This is a genomic window from Streptomyces sp. NPDC001832, assembly GCF_040297265.1.
Lineage (GTDB): Bacteria > Actinomycetota > Actinomycetes > Streptomycetales > Streptomycetaceae > Streptomyces.
Map to the genome: position 1 here is coordinate 91,682 of NZ_JBEOYU010000001.1, position 15,273 is coordinate 106,954.

Here is a 15,273-nt window from a genome sequence, read left to right on the forward strand (position 1 = left end):
CGCCCGGCCGATCGACGAAAGGGCCCCGGGGGAACAAAGCGGGCCGCACGGCGGCGCTGCGGGCCGCTCGCCCGGAATCATGGCTGCCCAGCAGCTCCGGCAGCCATCACGTTCCACCACCGCACCGCCGAGGCCGAAAATCGACGGATCACCACGGAACAACGAAGTGCGGTTGCACTCAATTGCTGCCGGGGGACCGTAGGTTGCCGGGGCGGGACGGCTCGTCCGGGAGACCAGCCGGTGATCTGCTACCGGCTGATCGACGAGAACACGGCACACCACGACGTCTCTCTCATGGCCCGGCTGCTGGGTGTGTCACGGCAGGGCTATTACGCCTGGAAGGACCGCGGCCCGTCCCGCCGGCGGCGGGAGGACGCCGAGCTCACGGAGAAGATCCGTGGGCTCCATAGGTCCCGCGGGACCTATGGAGCCCACGCATCCACGCGGACCTGAGCAGGGCTCACGACCGGGGATCATTACGGCGCGGTCGGATCTGGTGATCGGTGCGCCGCCCTGCGGTAAATGTGGACTGCTGTGCCGCTCAGCCGCCGGGGGCCTGCGGGTAGGTGTGAACGATGTATGCCCAGCGTGCCACGCCTACTGCCAGGAAGGTCAGTGATGGCGCCAACCACCAACGGCTGAGAGTGTGCCGCACAACGGGGACCAGGGCGAGCAGGGAGGTGATGATGCTGAGGGTGATCAGCAGGGCGCAGGCGAACTCAATTCCTGTCAGGGTGCTTTCCTCCCAGATCCCTTGTGGCTGGGTGACGAGTGCGCCGTAGGCGACGTAGGCGCTGAGCAGGTTGGCGAGGATGAGGGTTACGCCCCATGGCCCTCGGAGCAGGCCGGTCATTTCAGGGCGCCCCTTGCGTCGTCCAGGTTCATGTCGAAGCCGCGGCCGTAGGCCTGGGCGCTTTCATCCTGCCAGTAGGGGCCACCGTTGTAGCGAGCGGCAAGTTCCTGGCGTTGTTCCCGTGTCATCTCGTCGGCCGGTACGTCGGCGAAGCCGCTCTCTTCCTTGAGCATGGCCAGATAGTCGGAGGCGATGAAGATGTTCTGTCCGGGGTCCTGGAGTGAGGCTTCGATGGTGTCCCGTTGGCCCTCTGTGAGGTTTGCAGGGTCGTATCCGAGGACCTCCCCTGGATGGCGATGGGGCCGAAGGACGTCTCGTCCGGGGAGCCGCCGAGCCGTGAGGGCAGGCTCTCCGGGGTGACGTCCAACCAGCCGTCCTCGGCCAGTCCGCGGACGGTGTCGACGCCGTCGTCCATCCAGCCCCATTGTCCGCCGACCTCTTGCCAGGCGATGCCTGCGACCATGTCGGTGGGCAGGCCGGAGCGCTGCGCCGCTTCGGCGATGATGTCCTTGTTCGCAGCGATCCACTCGCGACGTTCCTCAGCGTTCCTGGGTACGGCCCAGTAGGCGTCGGTGGCCTCGGGGAGCTCGGTGAGGCGCATCCTGATGTCCATGAGGGACGGCGATACGTCGTCCCTGCCCACTGCCTTGGTGAATTCCGCTTTGGATTCGCTGCCGGGGAGGTGGGTGAGCGAGTCCCGGCTGGCTTCGGCGGCTTCGGCTCGCAGCGCGGGAATCGCGTCGATCATGCTCTTAGCGTCGACGAAGTTGCCACCGCGGAAGTCAGGCAGGGCGTTGTATGCCTTGTCGAGCGCCGCCGTGCACGTGTGCCGGGCTTCGCTTTCCACGGTCTTGGCGCGGTGGTAAGCGGCGCTGGCCTGGTCGTGGGCGCGGTTGGCTTCATCCTTGATGTCATCGATGTCCACCGTGAGCTCGGCTGCCCAGTCAAGGAACCCGGTCGTGCCCCGCAGGTCCTCCCACTGACGCATCGGTCCGGCCTCTTGCGCCTGACGTGTCGCAGCGTCCGCGACCTGGGATATGAGGCCGGCCAGCGTCTGCTCCGCCGACTTACCGTCCGAGTAGTGCGACCTGGCCGACTCAAGCGCGGAGGCGTAGTGCAGGAGCGCGCTCTGCGCCTTGTCATAGCCGTCGGCCAGGTGCGTGATCAGATCGCGTGCCTCGCGGAGCCGGTTGTCGTACGGCTTGCGGTTCTCGCTCACCCACTGCGTGTGGGTCGCCGCCCGCTTCGCACCGGGCTTGACATCGAGCAGCAGGTCACGCAGCCTCTTGAACTCCAGGGCGTTGCGTTCCACGAGAGCGGGGTTGCAGTCGTCCAGGAACTTGACGTCCTGCCGGTAGATGTAGGCCACGGGAGTCTCACCTGTCTTCCGGGGCCGTGTACTGCCCGAGCTCGAGGATGGCGTTCATCATGCCGCCGACCACGTCACCGTCGTAGTCGACGAACGTGCCGTTCGTTTCCCTGAGCCGTGTGGAGAGCGCGGCGAGCAGCGACGTGACGTCTTGATACTGGTCGTCGGCGAAGCGGGCGAACCGGTCGACCTTCGCCGCGACGTCCGTGTGTGAGCGTGGCGCGTGCCATCGTGCACAGGTCACCGTCGGGCCGCCCCTCGTACAGGAGCCCTGACAGTTCGATCAAAGAGTTCGAGTTCCCGTTGAGTGAGTCGTGGTTCACGCGGAGCTCATCCCCCTTGCCGCCTTGCCCGCCGCCCCCACCGGTCCCGGCTTCGGCAGGAAGCTGGTTGAGCTGCATCTGCGCCGAATGCCTCTCCGCCGCCTCAGCCTTCAGCTGTTCCCACTCGTCCCACGCCATACTGTTTCCGTCCCCCGACAGTCCACGCGGCGGGTCCCGCTGCGCGGATTCCATTATCCACTCTGCTGATGTGACCAACCGACCCGCCCCAAGTCTTCCAACCGGGTGCAGTCCGGCTGTGGAGTTGCCCCGGTCTGACAGACACCGATGGGCTTGCCTTCAACCGTGCCCGGCGCCGACGCCGCTGTTGGCGGCGCTCCTCGCGCTCCGCATCGGGCTCCGCCTCGGTGTCCTCCGGCGGGGTCACCGCCTCGGCTGCGACCTGCCGCTTGCGCCACTTTCGTGCCTTTCGCGCCTTTCGCGTGCCCCCTTTTCATCCTCGGCGGCCTTCTCCAGAGCGGACAAGACCGCCTCGTCCACGACCATGCCGGCCGCGTCGTGGTGAGCGCGGGCGGTGATGGAGTCCACGCTGATTAGGGACAAGTCCGCCTGCCCGCGACGGGCAGCCTCGGCGATCACGGCCTCCAGCACGGCGGCGAACACCCCGGCGTCGCGCCACTGGGCGAACCAGTCGTAGACCGTGGACCAGGAGCCGAACGCCTCCGGCACATCCCGCCACGGTTGTCGGTGCGAACCGCCAAATGATTCCCTCCAGTTGGTCGCGCAGATGCTCCGAATAGGGGGCCGTACTGCCCGATGGGCGGGTGAGGGCAGATCAACTCCCAGCCTGCATCGTTTAGTTCGCGTCGCAACACACAGGCGTTCTACCAGTTCGATCACGTTGCCGGAAGCGATCACCGGCACCGAGATCACGACTCAGAACACGCCCTAACGGATCGCGTCGGCACGGCAACCTTCGCTTGCGCATCATCGTGGACGCGGACTGCCACCATCGGAGGACCAGCTCTCACCGGCCGGCTGTCTCAGCGGAATATGTGGGCGTTCTCCTCAACCCACTGCCGGAACGGCTTCCCCGGAGAACCGGTGACCTGCGAAATCGTGTCACGCACTGCCAGCAGCTCGTCATTGACGTCTCCGCCGGTGACATCGAGCACCGCATCCGCAGCCTCCTCCCCGAAGACCGCGGCCATCTGAGCACGAGCCTGCCGTCGGCTGATCTCGATGAAGGGCACATCCCGCCCGAGTACTTCCGCGATAGCCTCAACCTGCTGCCTGGCTGTCACTGGCTCCGGACCGGTCAGGGCAGACGTCCGCCCCCGGTGGCCGGGCTCGGTCAGCGCAACCCGCGCCACAGACGCGATATCCGCCGGGTGGATCGTGGGCAGCCCGATGTCCGCATACGGCGCGCGGACCGCCTCACCGCTGCGGATCGACGGCGCCCACATCATGGCGTTCGAGGCGAACTGTGTCGGCCGCAGGATCGTCCAAGCCATGCCGCTGTCCTTGAGTAGCCGCTCGACCACTAGGTTCTCTCCGGCGGGACCCAGGTGCGGATGGGTCTGGACGGTAATGGACGACACCAGCACCACGTGCTCCACACCCGCCCGCCGGGCTGCCGCAAGGATGTCCGCATCCGGGCCCACACGCGAGACGAGGAACAGCGAGCGCACCCCGTCCAGAGCAGGCTTCAACGACTCCGGCACCGCGAAATCACCCACAACGGCCTCGACACCCTCGTGGAACGCCGCCCGTGAAGCGTCACGAGTGAACCCTCTGAGCGGCCCCGCACCGCATATGTGCAACTCCCTCAGCAGCGCAGTGCCAATGTTTCCGGTGGCTCCGGTCACGAGGATCACGAGCGCGTTCTCCTGTCGTCAGAGATCAACTTCAGGACACGCTAGAAGCTCAATCGCGCTTGAGGTCAAGAAGGCTCCACTGCCAGGCACACGCTGAGAACCCGGCGCGTCATCCGAACTCACCGACAAAATATTGCTCTCAGTCAGAGTCTGGTGCGCAACTTGAACCACGAATAGCGCACCCTCGGAATACTGCCTCTCCACCAGTCGGACGGCGACGTCCAGGCCGCTGAGTACCGGGTGTGGGTGCGCGCCCCCGAGCCAACGGCATCCGGCAACACGACGCAATGACCTGCACCTTCCAGGCCGCCTGGGGCGGCCCGTCCACCGGAACGGTGGACGGGCCGTTGAGCCGGAACGGTGCGTCAGATTCAAAGAGTTGACCCCGGAGTGGTGATCTGTGCTTCGAGGTCGGCGACGCGGCGGTCCTGGAAGCGGAGGTTGGAGCGGGCAGCCTTGATCTGCTCGTCCAGGGTGCGATTGTCAGCGGTCAGCTGGCGGACACGTTGCTTGAGGGCGGTGTTCTCGTGGTGATCCGCTGGATGGCCAGACCACTCGGCTTGCAAGTCCCTTATCCGGCCGAGAAGTTAGCCGATTCTGGCGCGCTGGCCGAGGATCTCGGCCTGGATGGCATGGAGAGCGCCCTCTGCGTTCAACGCGCGCTCGCGCCAAGTCACCTCGCGCTCGTCGTCCTGGTCGGCAAGCAGGCGGGTCCGGCGGTCACCTGCCTCGGCCGTCGCCGTGGCGATGGCCGCCCGGGCCTCGGGGTTGGCATAGAGGAAGGTGCGTGAGACGTCCGCCCGCCGGGCGACAGCAGAAACGCTGGCCCGGGCCTTCTCGCGCTGGAGCCGGGCGATGGACTCGCGGACCCGCACGAGGGCCGTGTCGGTCTTTCCGCGGCGGGCTGCCAGGACAGCGACAGTGCGGGGCTCAGGCAATCACCGAAAGGGTGTCGCCCGACGTCTTTCGCGTCGCGGAGATCTCTGCCCAGACCGTCTTGCCGGCCGGCAGGCACGGTTGTACACCCCAGTCCGCCGCAAGGGCATTGACGATGATCAGCCCCCTGCCTCCTTCAACGGCTTCCCGGGACGCGGCAGGCAGGCATTCGCCACGCGGATCCGTGACCTCGATCCGCAGTCGTCCGCTCGGGAGGAGGGCGAGCCCGAGGCGGAACCCCCGCCCGTCCAGCCGCCCGTGCATGACCGCGTTCGCCGCCAGTTCGGCGACGACGAGCGCGGCCGCGTCGGTGCGTTCACCGTCGCGCGGCCAGCCCCATGCCACCAATTGCTCCACGGCGAGCAGCCGGGCAAGGCGGGCGCCACGGCGGGTCGCACTGAACAGTTGTGCGAACTGTTGTGCGGGAGTCGACTGTTGGGCAGTTTCGATCTGTACGGATTCACTCGTCACGCCACTCAGCGTGGCCAAGTGACCGTACGCTGACCAGCAACGAAAGCGGTACGTAGCGTGTGCGTACCGGTACGCACGGCGACCGGTACCAGTTGTCCGCCGTGACGTGACGGCGCACGCGGTCGACCCATGGAACGAAGGCGGGCAGCAATGGAGCTGGACGGTGCGATCGGTGACAACGACGACTCGGAGGAGGCCGCGGACCTGTTCCGCGTGATCGGCCGCCAGGTCCGGCTGCTGCGGGAGCGGGCCGACCTCACCCAACGGGAGTTGGGAGACCGGCTCGGGTACAGCGAGGACCTGATCCGGTCGTTGGAACGAGGACGCAGGACACCACAGCCGGACTTCCTTGACGCGGCCGACGACCTGCTGGAGGCGGGCGGACTACTGCGGGCGGCGAAGGAGGACGTGGCACGGGCGAAGGCACGGGCTCGGGTGAGGCATCCGGCGTGGTTCAAGGACTACGCGAAGTTGGAGGCGGATGCCGTCGAGCTCTCCTACTACAGCAACCACACTGTGCCCGGCCTGTTCCAGACCGAGGCTCATGCGCGCGCCCTGTATGCCATGCGCAAGCCGCTGCTGGACGACGAGTTGATCGAGCAACGTGTGTCGGCACGCCTGGCACGGCAGGCGGTGTTGACGAACCGACCGGCCCCGATGGTGAACTGCGTCATCGAGGAGGCCGTCCTGCGACGCCCGATCGGTGAATGGGACGTTCACAAGGAACAGCTCGAAGAGCTGATCAGGCTTGGCAAACTGCGTAACGTAGAGCTGCAGGTCATGCCACTGGACCACCCCGAACACGCAGGTCTGGCTGGCCCGTTCATTCTTCTCACGCCCATGCGCAAGCCCCAGGTCGGCTACCTTGAGGTTCAGAACATCAGCCGGTTGATCACCGACCAGGAAGATGTCCGTATCCTGGCTTCGCGGTATGGATGCATCCGGTCCCAGGCACTCACACCACGTAAGTCCTCGGCTTTGATCGAAAGGTTGCTGAAAGACCAATGAAGCCCGACGTCCGCGTTCAGTGCCCGGCAGACAGCTCGTGGTTCAAAAGCAGCTACAGCTCCAACGAGGGCGGCGAGTGCGTCGAGGTATCCATTACCGAACAGGCGATTCTCGTCCGCGACTCGAAGGACACATCCCGCCCCCACCTGACACTCGGCCCCACCGGCTGGAGGCACTTCGTACGGTACGCGGCCGGGGCCTGAACGACTGGTCGCCCGGCGTCAACCGCGTGACGCCGGGCGCTCATCCGCGTCCGACAGCACGAACGTGCCGCCCGGGCTCAGCTGCTCACTCATGCGCACTGGTTAGGAACGATTGCTCCCGCTGTGATGAGGAGAGCGACAGTTTCGGGATGAGGTCCGCGGACCGCCCAGTCCAGGGGGGAGCGGCCCGCGCCGTGATCTTCATGAAGGTTCGGATCGGCGCCGTGCGTCAACAATTCGCGCACCGTCTCGGTGTGCCCCCAGCATGAGGCTGCGCACAGGGGCGTGCCCTCCGAGCCGAGTCCGCTGCTTTCGGCGTCAGGGGAGGCTCCGGCCGTCAAGAGCAGGCGGGCGATCTCGGGTTTCCCACCCACAGATGCCGCGTACAGAGGGGTCATGCCCTCGCTGTCTCCTCGCTCCGGGTCGGCTCCAGCTCGCAGAGCCGCCTTCACGCGGGCGGTGTCACCCACCAGAATTGCCTCGATGAGCTGCCGGGAGAGCTTCTTCCGCTGCCGCTGGTTCATGGGTGCCGAGGTTAACGACCGGGTACGCGGCGGGGCCAGTCATATTCACGCGTTGATGGCGGCGACCAGCACGGACGCTACGCAGCTGGAAGCACTTCGTGCGGTACGCGGCCGGGGCCTGCGCCAGGGAGCCACCAGACGCCAGCAAGCGAACACCCTCGCCCTCCGGTCCGGAGAGCGAGGGTGACGGTGAAAGCGCGCGAGCGTTCAGCTGCCGTCGCGCAGGTCATGCACGGCGGCCGTTCACCCGGCGGGGCAGGTTCAGGGGGTTGTCCTCGCGGAGCTCCGGCGGGAGCAGGGCCTCGGGGGTCGTCTGGTAGGTGATGGGGCGCAGCCAGCGTTCGATCGCCGTGGCGCCGACCGAGGTGGAGGTGGAGGTGGTGGCCGGGTAGGGGCCGCCGTGGTGCTGGGCGGGGGCGACGGCAACGCCGGTCGGCCAGCCGTTGACGAGGACCCGGCCGGCCAGCGGGGTGAGGGCCGCGAGGAGTCCGGGGGCGTCGACGTCGGTGCCGTCGGTGGCGGTCTGGAGGGTGGCGGTGAGGTTGCCTGGGAGCCGGGCGAGGACGGCGGTGATCTCGTCCTCGGAGGTGTAGCGGGCGACGACCGTGACCGGCCCGAAGCACTCCTCCAGGAGCGCGTCGTGCGGGCCCTCGGTGGTCAGGAGGTGCGCCGGTACGGTCAGGAAGCCGGCCGCGACGGTGTGGTCGCCGCCCGCGCCGGGGGTGACCGGGGCCTCCACGTCGGGGAGTTCGGCCCGTGTCCGTACGCCTGCGACGAAGGCGTCGCGCATCCGGTGGTCGAGCAGGACGCCCGCCTCGGTGTCGCTGAGCGCGCCGGTCAGGGACTTCAGCAGCCGGTCGCCGGTCTCACCGGCCGGGGTCAGAACGAGGCCGGGCTTGGTGCAGAACTGGCCCGCGCCCATGGTCATCGAGCCCGCGAGCCCGGCGCCGATCTGCTCGCCGCGCTCGGCGGCGGCCGCCTCGGTGACGACGACGGGGTTGAGGGAGCCCAGCTCGCCGTGGAAGGGGATCGGAGCGGGGCGGGCCGCCGCCGCGTCGAACAGGGCTCGGCCGCCGCGTACGGAGCCGGTGAAGCCGGCGGCGGCGACGAGCGGGTGCTTGATCAGCTCGATGCCCGCATCGAAGCCGTGGACCAGGATCAGTACGTCCTCGGGCAGTCCGGCCTGCGCCGCTGCCCGGCGCAGTACGGAGGCGCACAGTTCGGAGGTGGCGGGGTGGTCGGGGTGCGCCTTGACGACGACCGGGCAGCCGGCGGCCAGTGCGCTCGCCGTGTCACCGCCGGGGACGGAGAAGGCGAGCGGGAAGTTACTGGCGGCGTACACGGCGACGACCCCGAGCGGGATCTTGTAGCGGCGCAGGTCGGGCCAGGGCGGGGTCCTGGTGGCGTCCTCGTGGTCGATGTGGATGTCCAGGAAGGCGCCCTCGTCGACGACCTCCGCGAAGGCCCGCAACTGGGCAGCGGTACGCGCGAGTTCGCCGGTGAGGCGGGCCGGGCCGAGTGCGGTCTCCGCGTCTGCGGCCTCGATGACGTGCTCCCCGGCCTCGGTGAGCAGATCGGCCGCGGTGCGCAGGAAGGCGGCGCGCACCGTGCGGTCGGCGAGCGAGTCGCGTACCGCATGGGCGGCCCGGACCGCGCGGTCGACCTCCTCCGCCGTAGCTTCCACCGCAACCTGCTCACGCGGGTTCCCGGTGCGGGGGTCGACGCTCCAGACTGGTGCTGCTGCCACCGTGATTCCTTCCGCTCCACTGCTACACATCAAGAGTTGTTCGGTATTCTGAACAGAGTTCCTGATCGTGAATATGAAGCGACTCTATTTCCGGGCGTTCAGTGTTGGCAAGAAGTCGCAGGGTTTCGTAAGTGGGCCGGAAGGAGCGCAGGGCGATGTCGGCTGCCGAGTCTGGTGGGGCACAGGTCAAGTCCGCGGTGCGGACGGTGGAGCTGCTCGAATACTTCGCCGGGCGGCCTGGCATGCACTCCCTCGCGACGGTGCAGGAGGCCGTCGGCTATCCCAAGTCGAGCCTCTACATGCTGCTGCGCACGCTGGTCGAGCTGGGCTGGGTGGAGACCGACGCGACGGGCACGCGGTACGGGATCGGCGTACGGGCCCTGCTGGTGGGCACCTCCTACATCGACGGCGACGAGGTCGTCGCGGCCGCCGGCCCGACCTTGGACCGGCTCTCCGACGACACGACGGAGACCATCCACCTGGCCCGCATCGACGGGACGAACGTGGTGTACCTGGCCACCCGGCAGTCCCAGCACTATCTGCGCCCCTTCACCCGCGTCGGCCGCCGGCTGCCCGCCCACTCCACCTCGCTCGGCAAGGCGCTGCTGGCCACCCACAGCGACGAGCAGGTCCGCGAGATGCTCCCCGAGACGCTGCCCGCGCTGACCGAGCACACCATCACCGACCGCGAGAAGCTCATCGAGGAGCTGCACCTGATCCGCGAGCAGGGGTACGCGGTAGACCGCGAGGAGAACACCCTCGGGCTGCGCTGCTTCGGCGTCGCCATCCCTTACCGCACCCCGGCCCGCGACGCCATCAGCTGCTCCGTTCCGGTCGCCCGGCTCACGCCCGCGCACGAGCAGATGGTGAGGGACGCGCTGTTCGACGCGCGTGACCGGCTGACGCTGGCCACCCGGAGACTCTGATCATGCGCGTCGCACCGGAACGCCCGCGGCGAGGACACCGACGAACTGCTGTGCGCCCTGCCGGCGCGGACTGGCCGATCATGAGGAATCGGTGAGAAACGGCACAACCGGGAACACTGCACGGTGCCCCGTTCGTCCCCCTGCGGGATGAACAAAACGATCAGACATGCCTCGGTCTTCTGCCTGGTCCTGGTCCTCGCCCTGCTGGTGCGGGCGACGTGGTTGCAGGCGTACCAGGCAGAGGAGCTCTCAGACAACGAACACAACCGGCGGAACACCATCGCGCAGTACGCGCAGCCGCTCGGCGACATCATCGTGGCCGGAAGCCCGGTCACCGGATCGAAGAGGACGGTGGACAGCGACCTCGCGTACAAGCGCACCTATACGGAGGGCGATCTCTACGCACCCGTCACCGGCTACAGCTCGCAGGCGTACGGTGCCACGCAGCTCGAAGGGATCTACAGCCATGTGCTGGACGGCACCGACGACCGGCTGAAGAAGCCGATGGACGTGCTGTCGGGCTCGCAGGCGGACCCCGGCAACGTCGTGACGACGATCGACCCCGATGTGCAGAAGGCGGGGTACGAGGCGCTCGGCAGCGACAAGGGCGCGGCGGTCGCGATCGACCCGGCGACCGGGCAAATCCTGAGCGTGGTCTCCACCCCTTCGTACGACCCGTCGACGATCAGCGGGACGACGGACGGCGACGCCTGGCAGAAGCTGCTCGACGACGAGAACAAGCCGACGGTCAACCGTGCGCTGCGGCAGCCGCTGGCACCGGGTTCGACGTTCAAGCTGGTGGTGGCGTCCGCGGCGCTGGAGGACGGCCTGTACGGCTCCGTCGACGAGCCCACGGCCAGCCCCAACCCGTACACCCTGCCCGACACCAGCACCGTCCTGACGAACGAGAACCCCTCGGCCCCGTGCGAGAACGCCACGCTGCGCACGGCGCTCCAGTACTCCTGCAACAACGTCTTCGCGAAGGTCGCCGCCGACCTCGGCCAGGACAAGGTCAAGGCGATGGCGGAGAAGTTCGGCTTCAACGACGAGAAGCTCGATGTGCCGGTCCGGGCCTCCGAGAGCGTCTACCCGTCCGGCATGGACAAGCCGCAGACGGCTCTCACGGGCATCGGCCAGTTCGAGGTCACCGCGACGCCGCTGCAGGTCGCCATGGTCTCGGCCACCCTCGCCAACGGCGGCGAACTGGCCGCACCGCACATGGTGTCCGAGGTGACGGACTCCGAGGGCGATACGTTGCAGGACTTCGCGGACGGGGACACGAAGCGGGTCGTCTCACAGTCCACCGCCGAGCAGCTGTGCAGCGCGATGGTGACCGTCGTCGAAGAGGGCACCGGAACCAACGCCCAAATCCCCGGTGCCGAGGTGGGCGGCAAGACGGGTACCGCGCAGAACGGCGTGGACAACAGCAACACCCCGTACGCCTGGTTCACCTCGTACGCGAAGGACAACGCCACCGGCAAGGAGGTCGCGGTGGCGGTGATCGTCGAGGACTCGGGCGCGGCCCGCGCGGAGGTCGGCGGCAACAGTCTGGCGGCGCCGATCGCCAAGAAGATGATGCAGGCGGCGATCAAGGAGTGAGAAGGACAGGCGCGGAGGCCGGGCTCCGACTGCCGGAATCCGGCCCATGGCCTCCGCGCCGCGTTCCTTCGCCCGGTGTGGTCGGGCAGCCTCGTCACGATCGCCCGGCCCGTATCGCTCCGGACGGACCATCACCACTGCGCTTGCGACATCGTCCGCGGAGTGCGCCAAGGCGGGTGAAGGTAGGCGAAGGTAGGTGAAGGTAAGGGAACGGCAAAGCCCGGTTGTTCGTTATTTCGTGCATGACCGCTATGACCCCCGGCTCGAACATCCCTCTCTCCGCCGCCCGCGTGGCAGTGGACGTCTCCGCACCGGTGCGGCTCGACGTTTCGGGCCTGCTGCTCACCGCCCACGGCAAGGTGCGCTCCGACGACGACTTCATCTTCTACAACCAGCCCGCCGGCCCCGGCGTGACCTATCGCTCCGGCGGCGGGACCGCACCGGACGCGATCGTGGTGGACACCACCGTAGTGCCGTCCGACATCGAGAAGATCGTCGTCACGGCGAGCCCGGATGCGGCGGGCCAGACCTTCCAGGGCATCGAACCCACCGCGACCGTACGCAACGCCGACGACGGCAGCGTGCTCGCCACCTTCACCCCGCCACAGCTGGGCACCGAGACGGCGCTCGTGGTCATCGAGGTCTATCTCCGCAACGGCGCCTGGAAGGCTCGCGCGGTCGGCCAGGGCTATGCGAACGGACTGGCCGGTATCGCCACGGACTTCGGCGTCTCGGTCGAGGAGGAGCCCGCGCCCGCCGCCTCCCCTGCGCCCGCCGCACCCCCGGTGGACCCGCGGATTGCCGCCCCTCCGGCCCCTCCGGCCCCTCCGGCCCCGCCGGCCCCTTCGGCCCCGCCCGCCGCTCCCGCTCCCGCCGCCTCCGGCAAGATCAACCTCGACAAGGGCCGGGTCAGCCTCCAGAAGAACCAGACGGTCTCCCTGGTCAAGGGCGGCCGACCGCTGCTCTCCCAGGTCAAGATGGGCCTCGGCTGGGAGCCCGCGTTCCGCGGCAAGGACATCGACCTCGACGCCTCGGTGATCGCCTACGGCCCCAACCGGAACCACCTGGACAGCTGCTACTTCGGCAAGCTCTCCATCCTGAACGGCGCGGTCAAGCACTCCGGCGACAACCTCACGGGTGAGGGCGCGGGTGACGACGAGGTGATCGTCGTCGACCTGGGCCGGATCCCGGCGGAGGCGGCTGGTCTGGTCTTCACGGTCAACTCGTTCACCGGCCAGAAGTTCAGCGAAGTGGCCAAGGCCTACTGCCGGCTGATCGACGCCGCCACCGGCGAGGAGCTGGTCCGCTTCGACCTGACGGGCGCCGAGCCGCAGACCGGCGTGATGATGGCCAAGCTGATCAAGCAGTTCTCCGGCGAGTGGGAGATGACAGCCATGGGCGAATTCGTGAAGTCGCGCACCGTCCGAGGCATGGTGAAGCCCGCCTCCCGGGCGCTGTAACCCGCAAAGGCTTCCGACACGGCTTCAGGGGCACCTGCGCATGCGCAGGTGCCCCTGAAGGTGGAGAGCATGACGCGGAGAGCATTACGGAGACGCGGACGCTGCGCGTGCTCGCCGCCTCTCTCAGAGCTTGGTCAGCTTGGAGTACGGGCTCAGGATCCTCCCCTGTCGCCCCGAGAAGTCAATGAGCACTGCGTCGTTGTCGCCCTCGACCGCAAGGACGCGACCGAGTCCGAACTGGTCGTGCGACACCCTGTCGCCCACATTGAACAATTCGACGGGTGGAGCCGCCTGGGCCGGGCGGTTGAAGGGACTGGAAGGCAGGTGGCGCCGGGATCCGGCTGACTGTTTCATTACCTTGAGTATGCGCCCTGGGAACGCCCGACGCCATGCCCGTCCACCCCTGGGGGCACACTGATACCGGATTCGTAAAGCAGGTCCTGCCTTCGCACCTGGACAACAAACAGGACCCTGAAGGATCAGCCTCCGGACTCACCAAGGGTTTTCATCGCAGATCCGAGAGCAGTCCACACAGCGTCAGTGGCGGTTCGGCTGACGCTTCCACGGACCGGTGATGGCTAGCATGATGCCCGGCGTCTGGATGTTGGCGTACAGCGTCTTGCCGTCGGGCGAGAACGTGACACCCGTGAACTCGCTGTACTCCGGCTCCTGTTCACTGCCGATGTTCAGCTCGTTGCGGGCGATCGGGTACGTGCGGCCGCTGTCGGTCGCCCCGAACAGGTGCTGGATGCCGTCGCCGTCCTCGGCGATGACCAGACCGCCGTACGGCGAGACGGTGATGTTGTCCGGGCCGTCGTAGGCGCCGTCCTTCGACGGGTCTGCGTTCACGCCGAGGAGTACCTTCAGCGTCAGCGTGCGGCGCTTGGGGTCGTAGAACCAGACCTGGCCGTCGTGCTGGACGGGGCTCTCCCCGCGGGCGAACGAGGAGACGATGTACGCTCCGCCGTCGCCCCACCACATGCCTTCGAGCTTGCGTGCGCGGGTGACCTCGCTGTCCGCGAACTGCTTGCGGACCGAGACGGTCTTCGCGTCACGGTCGGGTACGTCGACCCAGTCCACGCCGTACACGGTGCCGATCTTCGTGGCGCGGGACAGGTCGTCGACGAACTTGCCGTTGCTGTCGAAGCACTTGGTGGCCTGGAGGACACCGGCGTCGTCGGCGAGCGTGCGCAGCTGGCCGCGGCCGTGCCGGAAGCCGTGCGGCGGAACCCAGCGGTAGAGCAGTCCGTTGGGGCCCGCGGCGTCCTCGGTCAGGTAGGCGTGGCCGCGCTTGGGGTCGATGACGACGGCCTCGTGGGCGTACCGGCCGAGCGCCTTGATCGGGCGCGGGTCGCGGTTGGCGCGGTTGTCGTACGGATCGACCTCGAAGACGTAGCCGTGGTCCTTGAGCAGGCCTTTCTTGCCGGCCTTGTCCTCGGTCTCCTCACAGGTGAGCCAGGTGCCCCACGGGGAGGCGCCACCCGCGCAGTTGGTGGACGTACCGGCGATGCCGACCCACTCGGCGGTACGGCCGTCGCGGCGGGTCTCCACGACGGTGCAGCCGCCGGCCGCGACCGGGTCGTAGACGAGACCCTCGGCCAGCGGCACCGGGTGCTCCCAGTCGGCGCGGGTGCCGGCCAGCTCGTGATTGTTGACGAGCAGGGTGACGCCGCGCGGGCCCTCGAAGGCGGCCGTGCCGTCGTGGTTGGAGGGGGTGTACTCGCCGGACTCCAGCTTGGTGACACCGGTGCGAGTGATGACCTTGTAGGAGAAGCCGGCGGGCAGCGCGAGGAGGCCCTCCGGGTCGTTGATCAGCGGCCCGTAACCGGGCTCGTGGCTGTGCCCCTGACCCTGCCCGTGGTCGTCGTGACCGTGCTTCGAGTCCTCCGCGGCCAGAGCACCGGGCGCGGTGGCCAGCGATGCGACGGTACCGGTCAAAGCGATCCCGGCACCGGTGAGGGCGGACGTTCTGGTGAATTCCCTACGTGTGAAGGGCATCACGTACTCCTGGAGCAACTG

The 15,273-nt window shown here is 68.0% G+C and carries 19 protein-coding genes; 6 read left to right on the plus strand and 13 right to left on the minus strand.

Annotated elements, in window-relative coordinates; translation table 11 throughout:
- Nucleotides 1-240 precede the first annotated feature (240 nt).
- Entirely contained in the window at nucleotides 241-453 is a 213-nt protein-coding gene (locus tag ABT115_RS00445; RefSeq protein WP_351782125.1) for a hypothetical protein, read from the plus strand.
- 88 nt (nucleotides 454-541) lie between these two features.
- On the opposite strand, the gene ABT115_RS00450 is transcribed toward ABT115_RS00445, so the two are convergent.
- From ABT115_RS00450 to ABT115_RS00490, 9 genes are all read right to left on the minus strand, one after another.
- Complete coding sequence (locus ABT115_RS00450) at nucleotides 542-853, minus strand: hypothetical protein (RefSeq protein ID WP_351782128.1); 312 nt, start codon at nucleotides 851-853, stop codon at nucleotides 542-544.
- The gene (locus ABT115_RS00455; protein WP_351782131.1) at nucleotides 850-1,026 is read right to left on the minus strand and encodes a hypothetical protein; all 177 of its coding nucleotides are present in this window, start codon (nucleotides 1,024-1,026) and stop codon (nucleotides 850-852) included. The genes ABT115_RS00450 and ABT115_RS00455 overlap by 4 nt, the downstream gene beginning before the upstream one ends.
- The gene (locus ABT115_RS00460; RefSeq protein ID WP_351782133.1) at nucleotides 978-2,222 is read right to left on the minus strand and encodes a hypothetical protein; all 1,245 of its coding nucleotides are present in this window, start codon (nucleotides 2,220-2,222) and stop codon (nucleotides 978-980) included. Before ABT115_RS00460 ends, ABT115_RS00455 begins: the two co-directional genes overlap by 49 nt.
- A gap of 7 nt (nucleotides 2,223-2,229) precedes the next feature.
- On the minus strand, nucleotides 2,230-2,466 hold the full coding sequence (locus ABT115_RS00465) for a hypothetical protein (protein ID WP_351783076.1): 237 nt from the start codon (nucleotides 2,464-2,466) through the stop codon (nucleotides 2,230-2,232).
- Between the two features lie 460 nt (nucleotides 2,467-2,926).
- Nucleotides 2,927-3,436 (minus strand): transposase, encoded by a 510-nt coding sequence (locus ABT115_RS30835; protein ID WP_502968999.1) that lies wholly within the window; start codon nucleotides 3,434-3,436, stop codon nucleotides 2,927-2,929.
- 110 nt (nucleotides 3,437-3,546) lie between these two features.
- Nucleotides 3,547-4,380 (minus strand): NAD(P)H-binding protein, encoded by an 834-nt coding sequence (locus ABT115_RS00475; RefSeq protein WP_351782136.1) that lies wholly within the window; start codon nucleotides 4,378-4,380, stop codon nucleotides 3,547-3,549.
- A 371-nt stretch (nucleotides 4,381-4,751) separates the two neighbouring features.
- Nucleotides 4,752-4,946 carry a hypothetical protein gene (locus tag ABT115_RS00480; protein ID WP_351782139.1) on the minus strand — a complete coding sequence of 65 codons (195 nt, stop codon included), beginning with the start codon at nucleotides 4,944-4,946 and terminating at the stop codon, nucleotides 4,752-4,754.
- A gap of 21 nt (nucleotides 4,947-4,967) precedes the next feature.
- On the minus strand, nucleotides 4,968-5,318 hold the full coding sequence (locus ABT115_RS00485) for a DUF6262 family protein (RefSeq protein ID WP_351782142.1): 351 nt from the start codon (nucleotides 5,316-5,318) through the stop codon (nucleotides 4,968-4,970).
- Nucleotides 5,311-5,787, minus strand: a complete 477-nt coding sequence (locus ABT115_RS00490) for an ATP-binding protein (RefSeq protein WP_351782145.1) — start codon at nucleotides 5,785-5,787, stop codon at nucleotides 5,311-5,313. Before ABT115_RS00490 ends, ABT115_RS00485 begins: the two co-directional genes overlap by 8 nt.
- A 129-nt stretch (nucleotides 5,788-5,916) precedes the next feature.
- Here ABT115_RS00490 and ABT115_RS00495 point away from each other — a divergent pair, with 129 nt between their 5' ends.
- A complete protein-coding gene (locus tag ABT115_RS00495; RefSeq protein ID WP_351782147.1) occupies nucleotides 5,917-6,795 on the plus strand; it encodes a helix-turn-helix domain-containing protein in 879 nt (292 codons plus the stop codon).
- Nucleotides 6,792-6,998: a DUF397 domain-containing protein gene (locus ABT115_RS00500; RefSeq protein ID WP_351782150.1), complete on the plus strand. Its 207-nt coding sequence runs from the start codon at nucleotides 6,792-6,794 to the stop codon at nucleotides 6,996-6,998. The genes ABT115_RS00495 and ABT115_RS00500 overlap by 4 nt, the downstream gene beginning before the upstream one ends.
- An 89-nt stretch (nucleotides 6,999-7,087) precedes the next feature.
- On the opposite strand, the gene ABT115_RS00505 is transcribed toward ABT115_RS00500, so the two are convergent.
- Both ABT115_RS00505 and ABT115_RS00510 read right to left on the minus strand, forming a co-directional pair.
- Entirely contained in the window at nucleotides 7,088-7,522 is a 435-nt protein-coding gene (locus tag ABT115_RS00505; protein ID WP_351782153.1) for an ankyrin repeat domain-containing protein, read from the minus strand.
- Between the two features lie 226 nt (nucleotides 7,523-7,748).
- The gene (locus tag ABT115_RS00510) at nucleotides 7,749-9,269 is read right to left on the minus strand and encodes an aldehyde dehydrogenase (NADP(+)) (protein WP_351782156.1); all 1,521 of its coding nucleotides are present in this window, start codon (nucleotides 9,267-9,269) and stop codon (nucleotides 7,749-7,751) included.
- 155 nt (nucleotides 9,270-9,424) lie between these two features.
- On the opposite strand from ABT115_RS00510, the gene ABT115_RS00515 reads away from it, so the two are divergent.
- From ABT115_RS00515 to ABT115_RS00525, 3 genes are all read left to right on the plus strand, one after another.
- A complete protein-coding gene (locus ABT115_RS00515; RefSeq protein ID WP_351782159.1) occupies nucleotides 9,425-10,195 on the plus strand; it encodes an IclR family transcriptional regulator in 771 nt (256 codons plus the stop codon).
- Nucleotides 10,196-10,342: 147 nt separating this feature from the next.
- Complete coding sequence (locus ABT115_RS00520; protein ID WP_351782162.1) at nucleotides 10,343-11,794, plus strand: peptidoglycan D,D-transpeptidase FtsI family protein; 1,452 nt, start codon at nucleotides 10,343-10,345, stop codon at nucleotides 11,792-11,794.
- Between the two features lie 242 nt (nucleotides 11,795-12,036).
- Nucleotides 12,037-13,254: a TerD family protein gene (locus tag ABT115_RS00525; protein ID WP_351782165.1), complete on the plus strand. Its 1,218-nt coding sequence runs from the start codon at nucleotides 12,037-12,039 to the stop codon at nucleotides 13,252-13,254.
- 123 nt (nucleotides 13,255-13,377) lie between these two features.
- Here ABT115_RS00525 and ABT115_RS00530 read toward each other — a convergent pair whose 3' ends face one another.
- Nucleotides 13,378-13,608 (minus strand): hypothetical protein, encoded by a 231-nt coding sequence (locus ABT115_RS00530; RefSeq protein WP_351782168.1) that lies wholly within the window; start codon nucleotides 13,606-13,608, stop codon nucleotides 13,378-13,380.
- Nucleotides 13,609-13,791: 183 nt separating this feature from the next.
- Complete coding sequence (locus ABT115_RS00535; protein WP_351782171.1) at nucleotides 13,792-15,252, minus strand: alkaline phosphatase PhoX; 1,461 nt, start codon at nucleotides 15,250-15,252, stop codon at nucleotides 13,792-13,794.
- Nucleotides 15,253-15,273 lie beyond the last annotated feature (21 nt).

Excerpts from the sequence above, each read along its gene's own strand:
- ABT115_RS00450 (WP_351782128.1), bottom strand. The coding sequence starts at position 853 with ATGACCGGCCTGCTCCGAGGGCCATGGGGCGTAACCCTCATCCTCGCC.
- ABT115_RS00520 (WP_351782162.1), top strand. The coding sequence starts at position 10,343 with ATGAACAAAACGATCAGACATGCCTCGGTCTTCTGCCTGGTCCTGGTC.
- ABT115_RS00515 (WP_351782159.1), top strand. The coding sequence starts at position 9,425 with ATGTCGGCTGCCGAGTCTGGTGGGGCACAGGTCAAGTCCGCGGTGCGG.
- ABT115_RS00495 (WP_351782147.1), top strand. The coding sequence starts at position 5,917 with ATGGAACGAAGGCGGGCAGCAATGGAGCTGGACGGTGCGATCGGTGAC.
- ABT115_RS00535 (WP_351782171.1), bottom strand. The coding sequence starts at position 15,252 with ATGCCCTTCACACGTAGGGAATTCACCAGAACGTCCGCCCTCACCGGT.
- ABT115_RS00455 (WP_351782131.1), bottom strand. The coding sequence starts at position 1,026 with ATGCTCAAGGAAGAGAGCGGCTTCGCCGACGTACCGGCCGACGAGATG.
- ABT115_RS00500 (WP_351782150.1), top strand. The coding sequence starts at position 6,792 with ATGAAGCCCGACGTCCGCGTTCAGTGCCCGGCAGACAGCTCGTGGTTC.
- ABT115_RS00505 (WP_351782153.1), bottom strand. The coding sequence starts at position 7,522 with ATGAACCAGCGGCAGCGGAAGAAGCTCTCCCGGCAGCTCATCGAGGCA.
- ABT115_RS00525 (WP_351782165.1), top strand. The coding sequence starts at position 12,037 with ATGACCGCTATGACCCCCGGCTCGAACATCCCTCTCTCCGCCGCCCGC.
- ABT115_RS00530 (WP_351782168.1), bottom strand. The coding sequence starts at position 13,608 with ATGAAACAGTCAGCCGGATCCCGGCGCCACCTGCCTTCCAGTCCCTTC.